Annotated in this window: 15 protein-coding genes; 11 read left to right on the forward strand and 4 right to left on the reverse strand. The window is 49.0% G+C overall.

Features of this window, described 5'->3' with window-relative positions; genetic code table 11:
• Positions 1-25 precede the first annotated feature (25 nt).
• The 3 genes from QZT18_RS13375 to QZT18_RS13385 all read right to left on the reverse strand — a co-directional run bounded on the left by QZT18_RS13375 (position 26) and on the right by QZT18_RS13385 (position 3,070).
• On the reverse strand, positions 26-712 hold the full coding sequence (locus tag QZT18_RS13375; RefSeq protein WP_294148499.1) for a response regulator: 687 nt from the start codon (positions 710-712) through the stop codon (positions 26-28).
• Positions 712-2,340, reverse strand: a complete 1,629-nt coding sequence (locus tag QZT18_RS13380) for a sensor histidine kinase (protein WP_294148500.1) — start codon at positions 2,338-2,340, stop codon at positions 712-714. Before QZT18_RS13380 ends, QZT18_RS13375 begins: the two co-directional genes overlap by 1 nt.
• A 145-nt stretch (positions 2,341-2,485) precedes the next feature.
• Positions 2,486-3,070, reverse strand: coding sequence for a flavodoxin family protein (locus tag QZT18_RS13385; protein ID WP_294148501.1), 585 nt, complete (start codon positions 3,068-3,070; stop codon positions 2,486-2,488).
• 326 nt (positions 3,071-3,396) lie between these two features.
• Here QZT18_RS13385 and gap point away from each other — a divergent pair, with 326 nt between their 5' ends.
• The 6 genes from gap (at position 3,397) to gpmI (ending at position 11,660) form a co-directional block, all read left to right on the forward strand.
• Positions 3,397-4,410 carry a type I glyceraldehyde-3-phosphate dehydrogenase gene (gap, locus tag QZT18_RS13390; protein ID WP_294148502.1) on the forward strand — a complete coding sequence of 338 codons (1,014 nt, stop codon included), beginning with the start codon at positions 3,397-3,399 and terminating at the stop codon, positions 4,408-4,410.
• Positions 4,411-4,817: 407 nt separating this feature from the next.
• Positions 4,818-6,023, forward strand: a complete 1,206-nt coding sequence (locus QZT18_RS13395) for a phosphoglycerate kinase (RefSeq protein WP_294148503.1) — start codon at positions 4,818-4,820, stop codon at positions 6,021-6,023.
• 29 nt (positions 6,024-6,052) lie between these two features.
• Complete coding sequence (gene tpiA / locus QZT18_RS13400) at positions 6,053-6,802, forward strand: triose-phosphate isomerase (RefSeq protein ID WP_294148504.1); 750 nt, start codon at positions 6,053-6,055, stop codon at positions 6,800-6,802.
• 324 nt (positions 6,803-7,126) lie between these two features.
• On the forward strand, positions 7,127-7,864 hold the full coding sequence (locus QZT18_RS13405) for a tyrosine-protein phosphatase (protein ID WP_294148505.1): 738 nt from the start codon (positions 7,127-7,129) through the stop codon (positions 7,862-7,864).
• Between the two features lie 129 nt (positions 7,865-7,993).
• A complete protein-coding gene (locus tag QZT18_RS13410) occupies positions 7,994-9,904 on the forward strand; it encodes a sensor domain-containing diguanylate cyclase (protein WP_294148506.1) in 1,911 nt (636 codons plus the stop codon).
• A 214-nt stretch (positions 9,905-10,118) separates the two neighbouring features.
• Entirely contained in the window at positions 10,119-11,660 is a 1,542-nt protein-coding gene (gene gpmI / locus QZT18_RS13415) for a 2,3-bisphosphoglycerate-independent phosphoglycerate mutase (RefSeq protein ID WP_294148507.1), read from the forward strand.
• Positions 11,661-11,848: 188 nt separating this feature from the next.
• On the opposite strand, the gene QZT18_RS13420 is transcribed toward gpmI, so the two are convergent.
• Positions 11,849-12,652 (reverse strand): hypothetical protein, encoded by an 804-nt coding sequence (locus QZT18_RS13420; protein ID WP_294148508.1) that lies wholly within the window; start codon positions 12,650-12,652, stop codon positions 11,849-11,851.
• Between the two features lie 180 nt (positions 12,653-12,832).
• Between QZT18_RS13420 and QZT18_RS13425 the strand changes: the two genes are divergently transcribed.
• From QZT18_RS13425 to QZT18_RS13445, 5 genes are all read left to right on the forward strand, one after another.
• Positions 12,833-13,639: a hypothetical protein gene (locus tag QZT18_RS13425; RefSeq protein WP_294148510.1), complete on the forward strand. Its 807-nt coding sequence runs from the start codon at positions 12,833-12,835 to the stop codon at positions 13,637-13,639.
• A 215-nt stretch (positions 13,640-13,854) separates the two neighbouring features.
• Positions 13,855-15,642 carry an ABC transporter ATP-binding protein gene (locus tag QZT18_RS13430; protein ID WP_294148512.1) on the forward strand — a complete coding sequence of 596 codons (1,788 nt, stop codon included), beginning with the start codon at positions 13,855-13,857 and terminating at the stop codon, positions 15,640-15,642.
• Entirely contained in the window at positions 15,639-16,502 is an 864-nt protein-coding gene (locus tag QZT18_RS13435; RefSeq protein WP_294148513.1) for a DegV family protein, read from the forward strand. Before QZT18_RS13430 ends, QZT18_RS13435 begins: the two co-directional genes overlap by 4 nt.
• Positions 16,503-17,948 (forward strand): cell wall metabolism sensor histidine kinase WalK, encoded by a 1,446-nt coding sequence (locus tag QZT18_RS13440; RefSeq protein ID WP_294148514.1) that lies wholly within the window; start codon positions 16,503-16,505, stop codon positions 17,946-17,948.
• A gap of 85 nt (positions 17,949-18,033) precedes the next feature.
• Positions 18,034-18,957 (forward strand): GerMN domain-containing protein, encoded by a 924-nt coding sequence (locus tag QZT18_RS13445; protein ID WP_294148515.1) that lies wholly within the window; start codon positions 18,034-18,036, stop codon positions 18,955-18,957.
• Positions 18,958-19,052 lie beyond the last annotated feature (95 nt).

Here is a 19,052-nt window from a genome sequence, read left to right on the forward strand (position 1 = left end):
GCGGCGGCCGGTATCCTCTGGAATTCTAATCTTTTACATACCGGTACCGGATTGACGGTCTTCCCCCGGTCTGATAATCAATTGTGCTGATAAGCTCCCCTGTTTCCACCATGTAATTCATATACCTGCGGATTGTAATCCGTGACAGATGAATCTGTTCGGCAATCTGCTCACTGGAATACGTGTCATCCCTGTTTTCTTTCAGAAACGCGCGTATCAGCCCGAGTGTCGTTTCGTTCAGCCCCTTTGCCAGGTTAGCCGCAGCGGTTCCGGTGCTTTCCTGGCGGGTCAGCAGCTTATCGATTTCACCCTGCTCCATGTTGCTTTTAGCCTGACTTAAATACTCCTTCATCTGGCTGTATTTATCCAGGGCCACTTTAAAACGGGTATACTCAAACGGTTTGACAAGATAGTCGATTACGCCCCGGGAGAGCAGCTGGAGGACGATATCCGTGTCGCTGGCCGAGGTTACCATGATGATTGAGGGCGCTTTGCCCATAGCATGGAGCTGATCGATAAATTCGGTGCCGTTCATAAGCGGGGTATAGTAATCCAGGATAATCAAATCCGCATCGTTTTCTTTCAGATACTCAAGTGCCTCGATTCCGCTTTTAAATACATTAATCACCCGGAAAGAAGGGGTCAGCTCCACATATTGTTTGTTGATGGACGCCACCATGGGATCGTCTTCTATGATAATGACCTGATACATTACAGGTCCTCCTTTCTTGTAAAGGTAAGGGTAAAACAGGAACCCTCGCCTTTTTCCGTATCAATGGCGATATCGCCGTTATACTCTTCTGCAATCTGGCGAAGCAGATAGAGGCCGGTTCCACGGGTCTCGCCCTTGGAAGAAATGCCTTTTTCGAAAATATGCTCCAGCAGTTCCCGGTTGATTCCGCCTCCGGTGTCCTCGCATGTAATGATGTTGCAGTCAGGGCGGCAGTAGATGCCTAGCGTGATCTCTTTCAGCTCATTGTCCCGGTTTTGGCAGCTGTTCAGTTCCTCTATGGCGTTTTCCAGCAGGTTGCCGATGATGGTGATAAAGGCGTCCTGAGGGAGAATCAGCTCACTTTCGATGCAGCTGCTGTCGTGAGTCAGGGAAAGACGGATACCCAGCTCTGCGGCATGCATCATTTTCCCGATAATCAGCGCGCAGATTCTGGATACGCGGATGCAGTCGGCCGTCTCACGGATGGACTGGCTGGAAACCAGATTGCTGTTGATGATAAACTGTATGGCCTGCTCGATTTCTCCGATCTGGAGATATCCCAGGATGACATGGAGCTTATTTAAAAATTCATGGTTAAAAGCCCGCAGAGTGTCAAGCATGCTCCTGGTGCCGGACAGTTCATCGGACATGGCGAGCATATCCGTGCGATCCACCATGATTACGAGCATGCCTTGAATCGGTTTTTTGCCTTTTCCCTGGATCGGAATTTCATTCATCAGGATCGAACGGCCGCCGATCATACAGGACTGGCGGTGGACGGATTTGCCCGTACTTACAACCGAGTCAAAATTTGTGGCGGGGTAAAGCTCGCGGAAATATTTTCCCATCAACGGAGGCCCTTCCTCAGGTCCGTCGTGAAAAAGATTTCTGGCGACAATGTTGGAAAACAGGATCTTACCCTCGGTGTCCGTGGCGATCAGGCCTTCCTCAATGGCGTTCATCACCTCGTCCTGCCGTATGTACATGTTGAGAAGCTCATGGGGGTTAAAGCCCATCAGGGATTTTCTTAAAAACCGGATAAAAGCGTGGGTCAGCGGAATGCTGACAAGCATCATCAGGAAGAAAATCGCTATATGCACAAGCAGTATATTCCGGTGCCTTGCCGAAATATGTGCGGTAAAGACGGATGCCATGACAAAACCGATGATTTTTCCGTCCGTCCTTTTTACGGCATGGAAAGCACGCCTCTGGGCGCCTTTTGTCCCGTATCCCGTTGTGATATAGGGTTCGCTCCCCTGTAAGATCATGGTTTCATCCCCGTCCACAAAGGTTTCACCCGTCTTAAGGCGGTCCGTGTGGTAGAAACGCAGTCCATTGTTGTCATAGATGACGACGACGCTGATATCGGGTATATTGGCGCTGAGAGAGTCGATATCCTCCTTGGCCGCATTGCTGGGATACCCGTCCTCAAGCATGGAAATTACTTCCGGCATGGAGGCAATATAAGAAGCGGTGCCGCTTATGATGGCGTCCATATCCCGGCGCTGCCTCGTAATATCAAAATACAGGGTAATTGCCAGTGAAAATACGATAACGAATGCGGATAACAGTGTGAAAGAGCGGTACAGCTCTTTTTCAAGCGCATTCCGGGAATCCGTCTGATCCACGGCGCACCTCCTTTGCAAATGGCGCTGCATGGCTTATGAAGCGGCCTTACAGTGCTGATACTGGTAAAAAAACGTGAAGTAAAATAATGAGATTTCTTATCACGGCGTGAAAAAACAGTCCGCATGCGGGGTGGAAACACGGAGTTTATTCTATATAGATCTGTTTCCCGAACTGATAGGCATCCTGAAGATGGCATGTCTTTTCAATCTGCGGTTTCCCGTTTGTATCACCGCAGCCGCCGGCCAGTATCATTCCCTTATCATGAAAACCGATGTAATTGATGAGGGTGAATTTATAATAGGAAACGGCCTGCTCATAGGTCCAGAATAAATTGTCCGCGGATGTCATGAGAAGCGCGGCATCCTTCACAGGATATTTCTCATAACGGCCCAGCGGCGGATTGGCGTCCTCCTCGGCAAGACAGTAAAAACGTTCAATAAACGCTTTCAGTTTGGAAGAAAACGTCCAGAACAGAAGCGGGGATGCAAATACAATCAAATCAGCGGATTTGATTTTGGGATTAAGACTGTTAAATGCGTCCTTCTGAATACAGGGTTTTCCAAACCTGCAGGCATTGCAGCCCAGACATCCTTTTACCTCATTTTTCAGCAGAGAAACTATCTCCACCTGATGGCCTGCCTCAGAGGCTCCTTTTGAAAAAGCGTCCACAAGCCGGCTGGTGTTACCATGCGGGCGGCCGCCGCCCTGAATGATTAATATCTGCTTCATTTTTATTCTCCGGAAATTTATATTTTTGTCTGTTTCAATTCTACTATGATGGTATTTTACCATGTTGTTTCATGTTTTGGTAGTTTATTTGCTCCGATGCGTGCAATTGGGCCGCGGCTTCCGTTCCGGCGTCCGCTGCGAAATAAAATTACAAAATTTTGCACAAGCAGGCAAATACCGCGGATGAAATGCGAATGAGGGGGAATAATATTTATGAAATTTCAAAAAAACCCTTGCTATTTTGGGATTAATTGGTTACAATACAAGGTAGGTTGATTATTATTTAACAATCATGAATTTAATATATTCTTAGGAGGAATGAAATCATGGCAGTAAAAGTTGCAATCAATGGTTTTGGCCGTATTGGCCGTCTGGCATTCAGACAGATGTTTGGCGCTGAAGGTTACGAGGTAGTAGCAATCAACGACTTAACAAATCCAACAATGTTAGCTCATCTTTTAAAGTATGATTCTGCACAGGGCAGATACGAAGGACATACCGTAGAAGCAGGCGAAGATTACATCGTTGTAGACGGCAAGAAGATCACAATCTACGCTAAAGCTAACGCTGCTGAACTTCCTTGGGGAGAGATCGGTGTAGACGTAGTATTAGAATGTACCGGTTTTTATACATCAAAAGCAAAAGCACAGGCTCATATCGATGCAGGCGCTAAGAAAGTAGTTATCTCCGCTCCGGCAGGAAATGACCTTCCTACAGTCGTTTTCAACGTAAACCACGACATACTGACAAAAGAAGATACCATTATCTCCGCAGCATCCTGTACAACAAACTGTCTGGCTCCTATGGCTAAGGCATTAAACGACTATGCTCCGATTCAGTCCGGTATCATGTCTACAATCCATGCATACACAGGCGATCAGATGATCCTCGACGGACCGCACAGAAAAGGCGATTTAAGAAGAGCAAGAGCAGGCGCTGTTAATATCGTTCCGAACTCCACAGGCGCTGCAAAAGCAATCGGCCTTGTAATTCCTGAATTACAAGGAAAATTAATCGGTTCCGCACAGCGTGTTCCGGTACCGACAGGTTCCACAACAATCCTTGTAGCAGTAGTTAAAAAAGCCGGTGTTACAAAAGAAGAAATCAATGCAGCTATGAAAGCAGCTTCCACTGAGTCCTTTGGTTACACAGAGGATGAGATCGTTTCCTCCGATATCGTTGGCGTAAGATATGGTTCTTTATTCGATGCAACACAGACCATGGTTTCCCCTATCGGCGAAGACTTATATCAGGTGCAGGTTGTTTCCTGGTATGACAACGAAAACTCCTATACAAGCCAGATGGTTCGTACAATCAAATACTTCGCGGAATTATCATAATCGGAGAGACAGCAGAACGTATTTGCAGTGATTGGATCCCCGCTCCTTTGTGAACGGAGAGAGCGAACAAGCATATAAGGATTCAACATGGGTCCGGTCCTCGGGACCGGACCCTTTTTAATATCATAGGAAAGTGCTCCTATGATATTAAACAGCCCTCCGGGCAGGATGCGCACTCGCGCGAAGATGTAATATGCCGCTATGCGGCCGCGCTCGGCGCGAGAGTCCGGTGTACCGGACTCTTTTTAATATCATAGGAAAGTGCTCCTATGATATTAAACAGCCCTCCGGGCGGGATGCGCACTCGCGCGAAGATGTAATATGCCGCTATGCGGCCGCGCTCGGCGCGAGAGTCCGGTGTACCGGACTCTTTCTTAAACAGGACAGTCAAGAAAGGAGCATTTTGCATGCTGAATAAGAAATCAGTTGATGATATCAATGTTAAAGGCAAAAAAGTTCTGGTGCGTTGTGACTTCAACGTACCGTTAAAGGAAGGTAAAATCACCGACGAGAACCGTCTGGTGGCAGCTCTTCCGACTATTAAGAAATTAATCGGAGACGGCGGAAAAGTAATTCTCTGTTCTCACCTCGGCAAACCGAAGGGCGAACCGAAACCGGAACTTTCCTTAGCGCCGGTAGCCGTACGTCTTTCCGAATTACTCGGACAGGAAGTAAAGTTTGCAGCGGATCCCGAGGTAGTGGGGCCAAATGCAAAGGCAGCCGTAGCCGCCATGAAGGACGGAGACGTGGTCTTACTGGAGAATACGCGTTACAGAGTGGAAGAGACTAAGAACGGAGAGGCGTTCAGCAAAGAACTGGCATCTCTGTGCGAGGTTTATGTGGACGACGCATTCGGCACGGCCCACAGGGCGCACTGTTCCAACGTAGGCGTAACCCAGTATGTTTCAGAGGCCGCTGTCGGTTACTTAATGCAGAAAGAGATCGATTTCCTCGGCAATGCCGTTGACAGTCCGGTACGTCCTTTTGTTGCAATCCTGGGCGGAGCTAAGGTAGCAGACAAACTGAATGTTATTTCAAACCTGCTTGAAAAATGCGATACCCTGATTATCGGCGGAGGCATGGCATTTACCTTCTTAAAGGCACAGGGACTTGAGATTGGAAAATCTCTTGTAGATGATACGAAATTAGATTACTGCAGAGAGATGGTGGAGAAGGCTGAGAAACTCGGCAAGAAACTGCTCCTTCCCGTAGATGCCGCCGTAGCTGAATCCTTCCCGAACCCAATCGATGCGCCGATCGAGGTCCGCTATGTAGCGGTAGACGCGATCCCGGCAGATACGATGGGACTCGATATCGGAACCGAGACGGCAAAACTTTATGCAGAGGCCGTAAAATCCGCAAAAACGGTCGTATGGAACGGACCGATGGGCGTATTTGAAAACCCTGTTCTTGCAAAGGGAACAATCGCCGTGGCTGAAGCGCTGGCTGAGACGGAGGCAACTACCATCATCGGCGGAGGCGATTCTGCGGCCGCAGTGAACCAGCTTGGTTTTGGCGATAAGATGAGCCATATTTCCACGGGCGGCGGAGCTTCCCTGGAATTCCTGGAAGGCAAAGAGCTTCCCGGTGTGGCGGCAGCCAACGATCGATAAGACGAAACGGAGTGTAGGAGGATAAAAAGATGGCAAGAAGAAAGATTGTTGCAGGCAACTGGAAGATGAACATGACCCCAACGGAGGCGGTTGCCCTTGTAAATACATTAAAACCACTGGTAGCTTCAGAAGAGACTGACGTTGTTTTCTGTGTTCCGGCTATCGATATCATCCCTGTCGCAGAAGCCTGCAAGGGAAGCAATATCGCAGTGGGCGCCGAGAACATGTACTTTGAAGAAAAAGGCGCTTACACCGGAGAAATCGCACCGAACATGCTCACGGACGCGGGCGTGAAATACGTGATTATCGGTCATTCCGAGAGAAGAGAGTACTTTGCGGAGACAAATGAGACCGTAAATAAAAAAGTCCTTAAGGCATTTGAACACGGCCTTACACCAATCGTATGCTGCGGCGAAACTCTGACACAGAGAGAGCAGGGCATCACGATCGACTGGATCCGCCAGCAGATCAAGATTGCTTTCTTAGACGTAACCGCAGAGCAGGCCAAAACTGCCGTGATCGCTTATGAGCCAATCTGGGCTATCGGAACAGGCAAGACGGCCACAACGGAGCAGGCGGAAGAAGTATGTGCGGCAATCCGCGTATGCATCGGCGAGATCTACGATGAGGCAACGGCAGAGGCAATCCGTATCCAGTACGGCGGTTCTGTAAACGGCGGCAACGCTGCGGAACTGTTTGCTCAGCCGGATATCGACGGCGGTCTGGTAGGCGGCGCTTCCCTGAAAGAAGAATTTGGGAAAATCGTCAATTACAAATAAATCTTTTTAGTAATAAGGTGTTTTAACAATGCAGGAGCCGAATGACAGAGAGTCAGGCGGCTCCTTTTTAATATCATAGGAAAGTGTTCCTGTGATATTAAAAGCCCTCCGGCAGGATACGCACCCGCACGAAGACGGAATATGCCGCCGTACCCGGAACATGGGTTTCGGCCGGGTTGACTTTTTTGAAAAAAATTACCGAAATTGCATTTTTCCAATCATAACCGGAACGGCAGAGACGTTGAAACACCTGTTTCGCTGTGATATAATAAATTATTATACTGATAAAGCAAGTTTTACAACGACTGAAAGGGGACGGAAAATATGGACAGACCGGTCAGAAGGTTTCGGCTGGAGCACGGACTTAATATAAGAGACATGGGAGGATTTGAGACGGCCGACGGCAGGATGACTGCCTTTGGGAAACTCCTGAGGGCAGGAGCCCTTCACAACCTGACGGAGGAGGAGTGGAAAAGGCTGACTGAATACGGAGTTGCGACGGTCCTGGACCTGCGCAGCCAGTCGGAGATTGAGACAGCCGCGGATGCGGCGCCGGAGGGAGTGGAGTGGTTTCACTGCCCGATACAGACAGAACAGATTGATACAAAGGATATATCGGAGTCTGCGGAGAAAGCATTTGCCGGGAGCCTGACGGAAGGATACCTGAATATTGTTAAGAACCACGGCGTTCTTCTGGCCGAGGCGGTAAAGAAGCTGATTGCCGGCCTGGAGCGGGGAGCCGTTCTTTTCCACTGTACGGCAGGGAAAGACAGAACCGGAATTCTGGCATCCTGCATTTATTATCTCTGCGGTATCGCGGAGGAAGACATTATTGCAGATTATGAAGTGACATATACATATAACAAAAAAGGCATGGACAAACTGCTGGGTATGCTGGATGAGGAGACAAGAGGCAGGATGGAGCCTTTTATGAGATCGGATGCACAGAGCATGGAGCGTCTTCTGGAGTTCTACAGAGAGATATCACTTCCCGAATACCTGGGTCAGTATGGCGTGACGGAGACGGAGCTTGAAACGCTGCGGAACTGTTTCCTTAAGTGAGGCCGATAACGGGCCGGAGTTCCGGGAACACCGAAAGCAGGCGCGGCGGCTGCCGTGTCTGCCGCGGGATGCAAAAGGACAAGACGGAAGAAAACGTGATTCTTTTTTACAAAGGAGGGTGGGGCCGGTATGAAAAATAACAGGCTTTTTAAGACGAATGTATTGGTCAGCCTGATTCTGGTAATCGGCTTTGCCCTTACGGCAATGCTCAGCTACCGGGCCAATTATCAGGCCTCACTCGACAGTATTGAGCAGGTGTCGTCCCTGACGGCAGAAGGAATTTACTATCAGTTGTCGACGAAATTTACAAAGCCGGTCAACATCTCGCTGACGATGGCTCATGACAGCCTGCTTAAGAACCATCTTTTGGAGGAAGCTTCCTGCCTGGAGGATGAGGAGTATATCAAGACAACAAAAACATATCTTGACACATACCGGGAAAAATACGGTTTCGATTCTGTATTTCTTGTTTCTGCCGCCACGTCGCGCTATTACAATTTCAATGGAGTTGACCGTATACTGACTGAGGACAGTCCGGAGAATACCTGGTACTACAAACTGCTTCAAAGTGATGAGGAATATTCCCTGAACGTGGATAATGATGAAGCAGACGGGGCCGACAATGTGATTACCGTGTTTGTGAACTGCAAGGTGAAGGCGGACGATGGTTCCACACTGGGGATTGTCGGCGTCGGAATCCACATTGAATACCTGAAAGAACTGCTTCAGAGCTATGAAGATAAATTCGATGTGACGGCCAGCCTGCTGAACCAGGATGGAATCATCGAGGTATCGACGTCATATAACGGATACGAGCAGACGGACTGGTTTAAAATCAACGGCTGCCAAACCATCAGGGGCCAGGTGCTGGACTGGAAGTCATCGGATACGAATCTGGAGATTTGGGCATCCCAGGGGACGAAAGGGACGGAGAAAAGCTATGTGGTCGCCCGTTTTATACCGGAACTTTCCTGGTATCTGACCGTGGAACAGGATACGGGACAGATACTCAGTGACATCAGGACTCAGCTTTACATGACCGCGATATTGCTTTTGTTCATTATTGTGACGGTTCTGCTTGTCATTACAGCCGTAATCCGCAATTTTAACAAACAGATTACCGAGCTGATGGAAGAGAGACAGGGCAGCTTTAAGAGGGCTACGGAGCAGCTCTACGATAATATCTATGAGCTGAACATCACGAAAAACTGCACCGTGGGAAAGAGGACGGAAGAGTATTTCGAGAGCCTTGGCGCCGGGGATCTGCCATACAGTGAAGGACTGCATGTTATCGCTGAGAAACAGATTAAGGAAGAATTCCGGGAAGGCTATGTCAGTACCTTTGAACCCTCCAATGTGATAAAAGAATATGAGAACGGCAATAATCATCTGCGCTATGATTTCCAGATTACACAGGACGGCTCAGACTATTTCTGGATGAGGATAGACGCCTATATTTTCTATTCCGCGGAGGATAACTCGGTTCATATGTTCACCTACAGGAAGAATATTGAGGAGGAGAAGGAAAAGGAAATGCAGGCCGTGATGGATGAGATGACCCAGTTCTATACCAAGACGGAAACGGAACGCCTGATAGAGGCAGTCCTGGCTGAACACAGGCCGGGGATGTATGCTTTCTTCATCTTTGACATCGATAACTTTAAGAAAGTCAACGATCAACTGGGCCACGTGTTCGGGGATTACTGTATCAGGGAATTTACCGGAATTATCAGGAGCCATTTTGAAGACAGGGATATTCTGGGACGGATAGGAGGCGATGAGTTTGCAGCCTTTGCAGCGGCGCCCGATATGGACTCGGTACGGAAAAAGGCCGAAGAGCTTACCCATTCCCTTGATACGATGATCGATTATCAGGATATGGAATGGAATATTTCCGCCAGTATCGGTGTGGCGGTTTATCCTTCGGGAGGCCGGCAGTTCGTAGAACTTTACAGGAATGCCGACAGAGCTCTTTATCAGACGAAGGAGAAGGGAAAGAACGGTTTTACGATCCATGAGCCCGTCATTCGGGCGGAATAAACAGGAAAACCTGGGAAAATTCGTCAAAAATTTATCATACAGCCATTGAAAGTTACTGTGAAATCATGTAAAATAAGAAATTGGCAAGAATAATATAAATGCCTTTTGTTTTACCCGTGATATCCGGCATTTCAGTGGCTTTTTTTCGGGCATCAGACCCGGTTTAAGAATGCGCTCCGGGTGAAACAGGAGAAGAAGATAAAGGAGATAGATTATGAGCAAAAAACCAACTGTATTAATGATACTTGATGGTTACGGCCTGAACAGCAATTGTGAGCACAATGCGGTTTGTGAGGCGAAGACACCGGTTATGGATCAGTTGATGAGCCAGTGTCCTTACGTGAGAGGCAATGCCAGCGGTCTTGCCGTCGGTCTTCCCGACGGGCAGATGGGCAACTCTGAGGTAGGCCACCTGAATATGGGAGCCGGCCGTATCGTATATCAGGAACTTACAAGAATCACAAAATCTATCGAAGACGGAGATTTCTTCACCATTCCGGAATTTTTGAAGGCAGTGGAGAACTGCAAAAAAAATAATTCGGCTCTTCATCTGTTTGGACTTGTTTCCGACGGAGGCGTCCACAGCCACAATACCCACATTTACGGACTTCTTAAACTGGCAAAGAAAAACGGACTCGAAAAAGTATTTGTACACTGCTTCCTGGACGGCCGTGACACACCGCCTGCATCGGGCAGGGGTTTTGTTGCGGAGCTGGAAGAGAAGATGAAAGAGATTGGCGTCGGCCGCGTCGCTTCCGTAATGGGACGTTACTATGTAATGGACCGTGACAAAAACTGGGACCGTGTGGAGCGGGCATACAAGGTGCTGGTGGACGGCGAAGGAGAGAAGGCGGACAGTGCGACCGGCGGCATCCAGGCGTCCTATGATAAGGAAGTCAATGATGAGTTTGTGGTTCCCTTCAATGTAGAGGAGAACGGTAAACCTGCAGCCCTGATTCAGGATGGGGATTCCGTTATTTTCTATAACTTCCGTCCCGACCGCGCAAGGGAGATTACAAGAGCATTCTGTGATGATGAGTTTGCCGGTTTTGAGAGAAAGAAACGTCTGGACCTGGTATTTGTATGCTTTACGGATTATGACGAGACAATCGGCAATAAACTGGTTGCTTTCAGAAAAGAGGAGATTACCAATACATTCGGTGAATTTCTGGCGGCGCATGGAAAGACGCAGGCAAGAATTGCCGAGACGGAGAAATATGCCCATGTGACATTCTTCTTCAACGGAGGAATCGAGGAGCCGAACAAGGGCGAGGACCGTATTCTGGTTCCGTCGCCGAAGGAGGTTCCAACCTACGATCTGAAACCGGAGATGAGTGCACCGCAGGTATGCGATAAACTGGTGGAGGCAATTAAGTCCGGCAAATACGATGTGATCATCATCAATTTTGCAAACCCTGATATGGTGGGCCATACGGGAGTTGAACCGGCTGCCATCAAGGCAATTGAGACGGTGGATGCCTGCGTGGGAAGAACCGTGGACGCCATCAAAGAGACAGACGGCGTGCTCTTCATCTGCGCCGACCACGGCAATGCAGAGCAGCTTGTGGATTATGAGACAGGCGAACCCTGGACCGCCCATACGACGAACCAGGTTCCTTTCATCCTTGTAAACGCAGATCCTTCCTATAAACTGAGGGAAGGCGGATGCCTGGCCGATATTGCTCCAACCTTAATCGAACTGATGGGAATGGAACAGCCGAAAGAAATGACGGGAAAATCACTTCTTGTGAAGTAGAAATAACGAAAAGCACGCTTCGCGAACTTTTCATTGCCACTCAATAAGAAACACCCCGGCCGACCGGAAACTCCTGAAGGGAGAACCGGTAAACCGGGGTGTTTTTGCATTATTGAAAAGGCATCGGCGTATTGTTATCCATTGGTGTGCCGGTGTGTAAATCAGGAGTCAGGTTTCCGGACGTTGAATTACTCGTAGAGCTTGTGATAGATTTCTTCGCTGAGGGCGTCGACGTAGGCCTGGTTCGGAAGATCCTGTCCTGTGACCAGACGATCCTGAATTAAATCAAACCGCTTCAGCTCCAGTTCTTCCCCGGTCAGTCCGGGTTCTTCTTTTTTCAGTTCCTCATCCAGTTGTGTTCCGGTCCAGGTGGAGGTAAACCATGCAATCAGTTCCTCCGTGCGTTTTTCTTCCGCTTCGGCCTGTTTTAAGGCTGTGGCCAGTGAACTCCGGGTCTTGAATGAGACGACGAGGCAGGAAAGACCGATGAGCGTGATGACCGACTGAAAGAAAATTTTGGATCCCCCGGCCATTGGAAGATTGATAATTCCGGCCCAGCAGACAACGGCAAACACGACCGCAGCGCCTCCCACCATCAGAAAAGCGGAGCTGGAAGAACGGAGATCCTCGCAGCGCTGGCGGCCGCTGACATAGACTCCGGCCGAGGCGGCTCTGGTCCGGCTTTCCTGCGTTCCGGCCGAGCCGGAACCTTCTGCGGCGTCCTCCGGTTCACTGTCGCGGCTTAAAAGCGTCTCAAAATTCTCCAGGTTTTCCAGGTTGTCAAAGTCAATCAGGTTATCCATAATCTGGGAGGCGTCAAATCCCTCCATGTCATGGTAACGGTCCGTGGCAGCTTCTATTTTCTGCTGCTTCTCCTTTGCGCGTTTTGCGGCTTCATAAGCTTCCTGTGATTCCACTAGCTCACCGCCGCAGTCACTGCATGTAGTGATTCCATCGACAAATTCCATGTCGCATTTCGGGCAATATGGCATAATCAGTTCTCCTTGGTATTTTATATAGGTTTATTATAAGATAGAAAAGGGGATACGTCCAGAGGGAGTTGAGAAATGAGGACGCCTGTTTTTTTTAATTTGACGGCAACTTTTTTCCTTCTTTGGCAGTCTAATGTTTGAAAAGACAATTAAAACGATAAAAATCAAAAAGGAGAAAAAATGATGAAATTAAACAAGGTAAAAAAATATGCTGCTGTTGCAATGTGTGCTCTGGCTATGGTGAATGCGGTTCCCGCTATGCCTGCTTATGCGGCGCGGCGGAACCATGCTGCGGCCTCTACCGGGAAAGATACGGCTAAGATGCAGGATATTGCGGAAAAAGTGCAGAACGCATTTAAAAAACAGGATCTTGGAAAGGTGGCGGACCTTTGCGCGTATCCGGTGGTCATTTCCTATGCGGACGGCGAATTGGAGGAAATTCCAGATAAAGCCGGTTTTATGGCCCTGGGAAACTCGGCGGTTTTTACGCAGAAGCTTCTTGATTCAATCGAATCCACAAATATTGCCAAACTGAGCAGCACCGGCAACGGGGCCGTACAGATGGGAGAGGATTACGGACTGGCGCTCTGCAAAATTAACGGGAAATGGAAAATCAACAATTTTATTTTAGACAGCGCTAAAGGCACGGTATCCGATTCCGTCAACGTCAAAGATGCGGCCCAGATGGCGGAGCTGATTCAGAAAACATTCTCCTACCGTGACCTGGAGACACTTTCTAAAATGTGCAACTATCCGGTCATCATCACCTATGCCGACGGCAGCTCCGTAGAATACAGCACGCCCCAGCAGCTCATGAAACTGGGAGAGGATAAAGTCTTCACGAAAAAACTGTCTACAGCGATAGACCAGACCGATATCAGAAAGCTCCAGGAAATCGGCAACTCCGGCGTCCAGATGGGCAACAGCTCCGGACTCAACATGTACAAATTCAACGGCTACTGGAAAATCAACCAGATTTATCAGTAACAAATACCCAAGGGGTACCGTGCAATCACTTCACTGAAGTATTTGCGCGGTACCCTTTTTTCAATCGTTACTGTTCACACCCCGGCTGAAATCATCTGTGCTGCGAACAGTAACTCTCAATCCCTATCCAGGAAAGAAATTTCTTTATCCACTTCCATTTACCATCAAAATAAGATAGAATAAAAAGAGCGTTCAAAAGAAGGGAAGAGATACTGATGAACCGAATGAAGACGAGTGAACTGATGAAACGCTTTGCACCGTATTATCTGAGATATTGGAAGGTGCTGCTGTTTGATTTATTCTGTGCTGCGCTGACGACGCTGTGTGAGATCGTGCTCCCGCTTATTTTGCGGTATATTACCAACGAGGGTATGTATAATCTGGCAAACCTCACGGTAAAGACGATTGTCACCATCGGTCTTATGTACTTTGGGCTCAGAATCGTGGATGGGCTGGCCAGCTTTTACATGGCCTACACGGGCCACATAATGGGAGCCAGGATTGAGACGGATATGAGGAAGGACGCATTCTGCCACCTGCAGAAGCTGTCGGACAGTTTTTACAGCAACACGAAGGTGGGACAGATTATGTCCCGTATTACAAGTGATTTGTTTGACGTGACGGAATTTGCCCATCACTGTCCCGAAGAATTTTTTATTGCATTCCTGAAAATCATAATCTCATTTTTCATACTGGCCAGGATTAATCTGCTGCTGACCGTAGTGATCTTTATCTTTATTCCTGTCATGGCGGTATCCTGTACTTACTTTAACCTGAAGGTGCGCGCAGCCTTTAAGATGCAGCGCAACCATGTCGGGGAACTGAACGCCCGAATCGAGGACAGCCTTCTGGGAAACAGAGTGGTCAGGGCCTTTGGCAATGAAAAACTGGAAATTGAAAAGTTCCAGCAGGATAACCTCAAATTCCTCGATATCAAAAAGCAGACTTATTTTTACATGGCGGCATTCCAGGACACGGTCAGAATGTTTGACGGTGTGATGTATGTGGTTGTCATCATTGCCGGAGGAACATTTCTGGTGAGGGGGATTATAAGCCCCGGAGATTTGGTGGCCTATACGATGTATGTGACGACGCTTTTATCCACGATCCGCAGAATTATTGAATTTGCCGAGCAGTTCCAGCGCGGAATGACAGGAATTGAAAGATTCTGTGAAATTATGGATGCCGACATTGATATCTTTAATGAGGATGATGCGGTGGAGCTTAAAGATTCCCGCGGAGAGATTACATTTGAAAATGTTTCGTTTGAATATCCGGATGATCACACACTGGTGTTATCCGGAATCAATCTGACCATCCGTCCGGGGGAGAAGATTGCCCTGGTGGGACCTTCCGGCGGCGGTAAGACGACGCTCTGCAACCTGATACCGAGGTTTTATGACCCGACCGAGGGAAGGATCTGTGTTGACGGGAAAGATCTGCGGGGAATTACGCTGGAGAGCCTGAGAAGCCAGGTGGGTATGGTGCAGCAGGATGTGTACCTGTTCTCCGGTACGATCTATGATAACATTGTATACGGAAGGCCGGGAGCGTCCAGAGAGGAAGTCATCGAGGCGGCTAAGATGGCCGGAGCCGATGAATTTATCGACGGGATGTCAGGAGGCTACGATACCTATGTGGGAGAGCGCGGCGTGAAGCTGTCGGGAGGACAGAAACAGCGCATCAGCATTGCCAGGGTATTTTTAAAAAATCCGCCGATTCTGATTCTGGATGAGGCGACATCGGCTCTCGACAATGAGAGTGAAAAGATGGTGTCACAGTCTCTCGATAAGCTGGCTGTGGGAAGGACAACACTTACGATTGCCCACAGGCTCAGCACCATCCGCGGCGCGGACCGGATTCTTGTATTGTCCGGCAACGGCATACAGGAAGAGGGAAGTCACGACGAGCTGATGGAAAAACAGGGAATCTACTATCATTTATATACATCTGCCAATGGCTTTGAAGACGACGGGGCAGAACGATTGGAGGAAACAAAATGAAAATTGCAGTTGTGACAGACAGCAACAGCGGTATTACGCAGGCGCAGGGCAAGGAACTTGGAATTAAGGTTCTTCCCATGCCTTTTATGATTGATGGAAAAGAATATATGGAGGATATCAGCCTGACACAGCGCGAATTTTATGAGAAGATGGCCGAGGATTTGGACATTTCCACTTCCCAGCCGTCGCCGGATTCAATTGTGGAGCTGTGGGACGGGCTCCTTGAAGAATATGATGAGATTGTCCATATTCCGATGTCCAGCGGCCTGTCGGGTTCCTGTCAGACGGCTCTGATGCTGGCCGAGGATTATGACGGCCGCGTCCAGGTGGTAAATAACCACCAGATATCCGTAACCCAGAGACAGTCGGCCCTGGATGCCCTCACGATGGCTGAGAGGGGAATGAGCGCCCTGGAAATCAGGGAGGAGCTTGAGCGGACCAGCCATAATTCCACGATCTATATAACGGTGGATACCCTGAAATACCTTAAAAAGGGCGGCAGGATCACGCCGGCCGCCGCTGCTCTCGGAACACTTCTCAGACTGAAACCGGTCCTTACAATACAGGGAGAGAAGCTGGACGCCTTTGCCAAGGCCAGGACGATGAAGCAGGCCAAAGCGATGATGATTTCCGCCATCCAGCACGATTTGGAGACAAGATGGAACGACAGGGAGGGAAAGAATACCCACCTTGAAATCGCCCACAGCAACAGTGAGGAAGCTGCTTTACAGCTGAAAGAGGAGCTGCAGGAGATTTTCCCGGATACAGACATTTATATGGATCCCCTGTCACTGAGCGTTGCGTGCCATATCGGCCCGGGAGGGCTGGCAATCGCGGCAGTGAAGAAAATCGAGAGCTAAATGAGAGAGATGAAGAGACTGAGAAGGAAATTAAAGCGTTCCGTAAGCATGAAGGTGCCGCTGCTTTTCTGTTTCCTGCTGGTGACTCTGATGCCGCTTCTCATTCAGGCCAGGTTTCTGGCCGGATTTTTCCGTCAGAGCCAGATTGAGGAGAGCATGATAGAGGCGCAAAGCAAATGCCTGATGCTTGCCAACAAGATGGTGACCCTGGATTATATCAACAATCCGTCCAACAATCCCGGCCTGGATGCCGAGATGAATGTGACGGCGGATTTGTTTAACGGGCGTATCATCGTCATTGACAGCAGCTTTAAGATAATCAAAGACACGTTTGATCTGACCAAGGGAAAGACAAGTGTAGTGGAGGAAGTTCTGCGCTCATTTGAGGGAGAAACCATAAACCGGCGCAACAAAAAGAAGGATTATTTCTATCTGACCCTTCCGGTCTATTCCAAGGCGGATGCCAAGAAGGTGGAGGGAGTTCTGCTGATGACGGCCTCCACGGAGAGTATGGCCCTTCTGGAAAGCCAGGTTATGCATAAGGCGGGATTTCTGCAGTTTGTGCTTCTGTGCTTTGTGATTGCGGTGGATTTTCTGGCGGCATCGTTCCTTATGAAACCGTTCAGAAAGCTTCAGGAGAGACTGAACCTCGTCTCGGAGGGGAATCTCGACCAGGATATCCAGGTGGAAGATTACAAAGAGACAAAGGGCATATCCGACGCGGTCAGCCAGACACTGAAAAAGTTAAAGGCCGTGGATCAGTCCAGGCAGGAGTTTGTATCCAATGTTTCCCATGAACTTAAGACGCCTATCACCTCAATCCGGGTGCTGGCGGATTCGCTGATGGGGATGGAAGACGCTCCGGTAGAACTGTATAAGGAATTCATGGCGGATATCTCGGATGAGATCGACCGCGAGGGCAAGATTATCGACGATCTTCTTTCGCTTGTTAAGATGGATAAATCCTCACCGGATATGAATATTGCATCCATTTCCATCAACGCGCTGATGGAACAGATTTTAAAGCGCCTGAGGCCGATTGCCAAGAGGCGCAATATTGAGCTGGTATTTGAGAGCCAGAGAGAGGTTACGGCCGATATCGACGAGGTAAAACTGTCGCTGGCCTTAAGCAACCTGGTGGAGAATGCGGTCAAGTACAACCGTGAGGACGGCTGGGTCCATGTGGTTCTGGATGCGGATCATAAATTCTTTTATGTAAAGGTAATTGACAACGGAATCGGGATTCCTCAGGAGTTCCAGGAGCACGTGTTTGAGCGTTTCTACAGGGTGGATAAGGCGCGTTCAAGGGAGACGGGCGGAACCGGCCTGGGCCTGGCGATTACAAAAAATATTGTAATTCTGCACCAGGGGGCGATTAAGCTCCAGAGTAAAGAAGGGGAGGGAACCACATTTACGGTCCGTATTCCTCTTAATTACATTCCGTAATATTCCGCGGCGGCTGTATTCTGGCTACTGTCCACGGGCAGTATTTTGCGCCGGACCCCTTAGATGTGAAAGGATGGAAGTATATTTGAAACGATTATTTTGCCTTATGGCGGCTCTTCTGCTGTGTCTTGGAATTTCAGGATGCGGGCGGGAGGAAAAGATTGCCGAGCCGGAAAAAGGCAGTTACAGGATTTATTATCTGAATCCCTCCAGGACAAAGCTTGCCAGCGTGGAGTATAAAACGGAAACAACCGATCAGGAGACATTGATCGGAGAACTGGCGGGACAGCTTTTAGAGGCTCCGGATAACCCCGATTACCAGGCTGCGCTGGGGGAAAAGGTAATACTTCTGGATATGAGAAAAGAGGACAATGTCCTCTACCTGAATTTTAATAAAGATTATACGGCGATGAAGGCGACAAGGGAGATCCTGTGCCGGGCGGCGATGGCAAAGACCTTTACCCAGGTGGACGGAATCGATTATATCAGCATCAACTGCGACGGACAGCCGCTTCTCGATCACCAGGGCAACCCGGTGGGGGCATTTTCAGCCTCCGACTTCGCGGAGAGCATCTCCGACGTGAACTCCTTCGAGAGAGTGGAGCTGAAGCTCTATTTTGCCAACGAAAAGAAAGATATGCTGGTGGAAGAGTCAAGGGAAGTCGTCCACAATGTCAACACCTCCCTGGAGAGACTCGTGGTAGAACAGCTGATAGCCGGTTCACAGGCGGGAAATTCGCCCGTGCTGCCCAAGGACACCAGAATTCTGAACGTGTCTTTGACGGATAATACCTGCTATGTAAATCTCGACAGTACTTTTATAAACGGCGAGGTGGAGGCGGCAGATTATATTCCGGTCTACGCGCTGGTCAATTCGCTGACGGAACTGCAGACGGTCAATAAGGTCCAGATTACGGTGAACGGGTCGGCCAATGTGATGTACCGCAATGCGATTTCTCTTTCGACGCCTTTGGAGAGGGAGAAGAAGTATATTGCGGCTGAGAAATGAGAACGCCGCCGCAGGCTGGGGGGCGGGATGGAGAGGAAGATGTGAGTCTTCAGTCCCGGTTTGCAGAGTGTGGTGAGGGGGAATCCAGGAGAAAA

It is taken from the genome of uncultured Clostridium sp., assembly GCF_900547735.1.
GTDB lineage: Bacteria > Bacillota > Clostridia > Lachnospirales > Lachnospiraceae > Otoolea.

Coding starts and splice junctions, on each gene's coding strand:
- QZT18_RS13435 (WP_294148513.1), top strand. CDS start 15,639: ATGAAAATTGCAGTTGTGACAGACAGCAACAGCGGTATTACGCAGGCG.
- QZT18_RS13385 (WP_294148501.1), bottom strand. CDS start 3,070: ATGAAGCAGATATTAATCATTCAGGGCGGCGGCCGCCCGCATGGTAAC.
- QZT18_RS13440 (WP_294148514.1), top strand. CDS start 16,503: ATGAGAGAGATGAAGAGACTGAGAAGGAAATTAAAGCGTTCCGTAAGC.
- tpiA (WP_294148504.1), top strand. CDS start 6,053: ATGGCAAGAAGAAAGATTGTTGCAGGCAACTGGAAGATGAACATGACC.
- QZT18_RS13430 (WP_294148512.1), top strand. CDS start 13,855: ATGAACCGAATGAAGACGAGTGAACTGATGAAACGCTTTGCACCGTAT.
- QZT18_RS13395 (WP_294148503.1), top strand. CDS start 4,818: ATGCTGAATAAGAAATCAGTTGATGATATCAATGTTAAAGGCAAAAAA.
- gpmI (WP_294148507.1), top strand. CDS start 10,119: ATGAGCAAAAAACCAACTGTATTAATGATACTTGATGGTTACGGCCTG.
- QZT18_RS13405 (WP_294148505.1), top strand. CDS start 7,127: ATGGACAGACCGGTCAGAAGGTTTCGGCTGGAGCACGGACTTAATATA.
- QZT18_RS13420 (WP_294148508.1), bottom strand. CDS start 12,652: ATGCCATATTGCCCGAAATGCGACATGGAATTTGTCGATGGAATCACT.
- QZT18_RS13425 (WP_294148510.1), top strand. CDS start 12,833: ATGATGAAATTAAACAAGGTAAAAAAATATGCTGCTGTTGCAATGTGT.
- gap (WP_294148502.1), top strand. CDS start 3,397: ATGGCAGTAAAAGTTGCAATCAATGGTTTTGGCCGTATTGGCCGTCTG.
- QZT18_RS13410 (WP_294148506.1), top strand. CDS start 7,994: ATGAAAAATAACAGGCTTTTTAAGACGAATGTATTGGTCAGCCTGATT.
- QZT18_RS13375 (WP_294148499.1), bottom strand. CDS start 712: ATGTATCAGGTCATTATCATAGAAGACGATCCCATGGTGGCGTCCATC.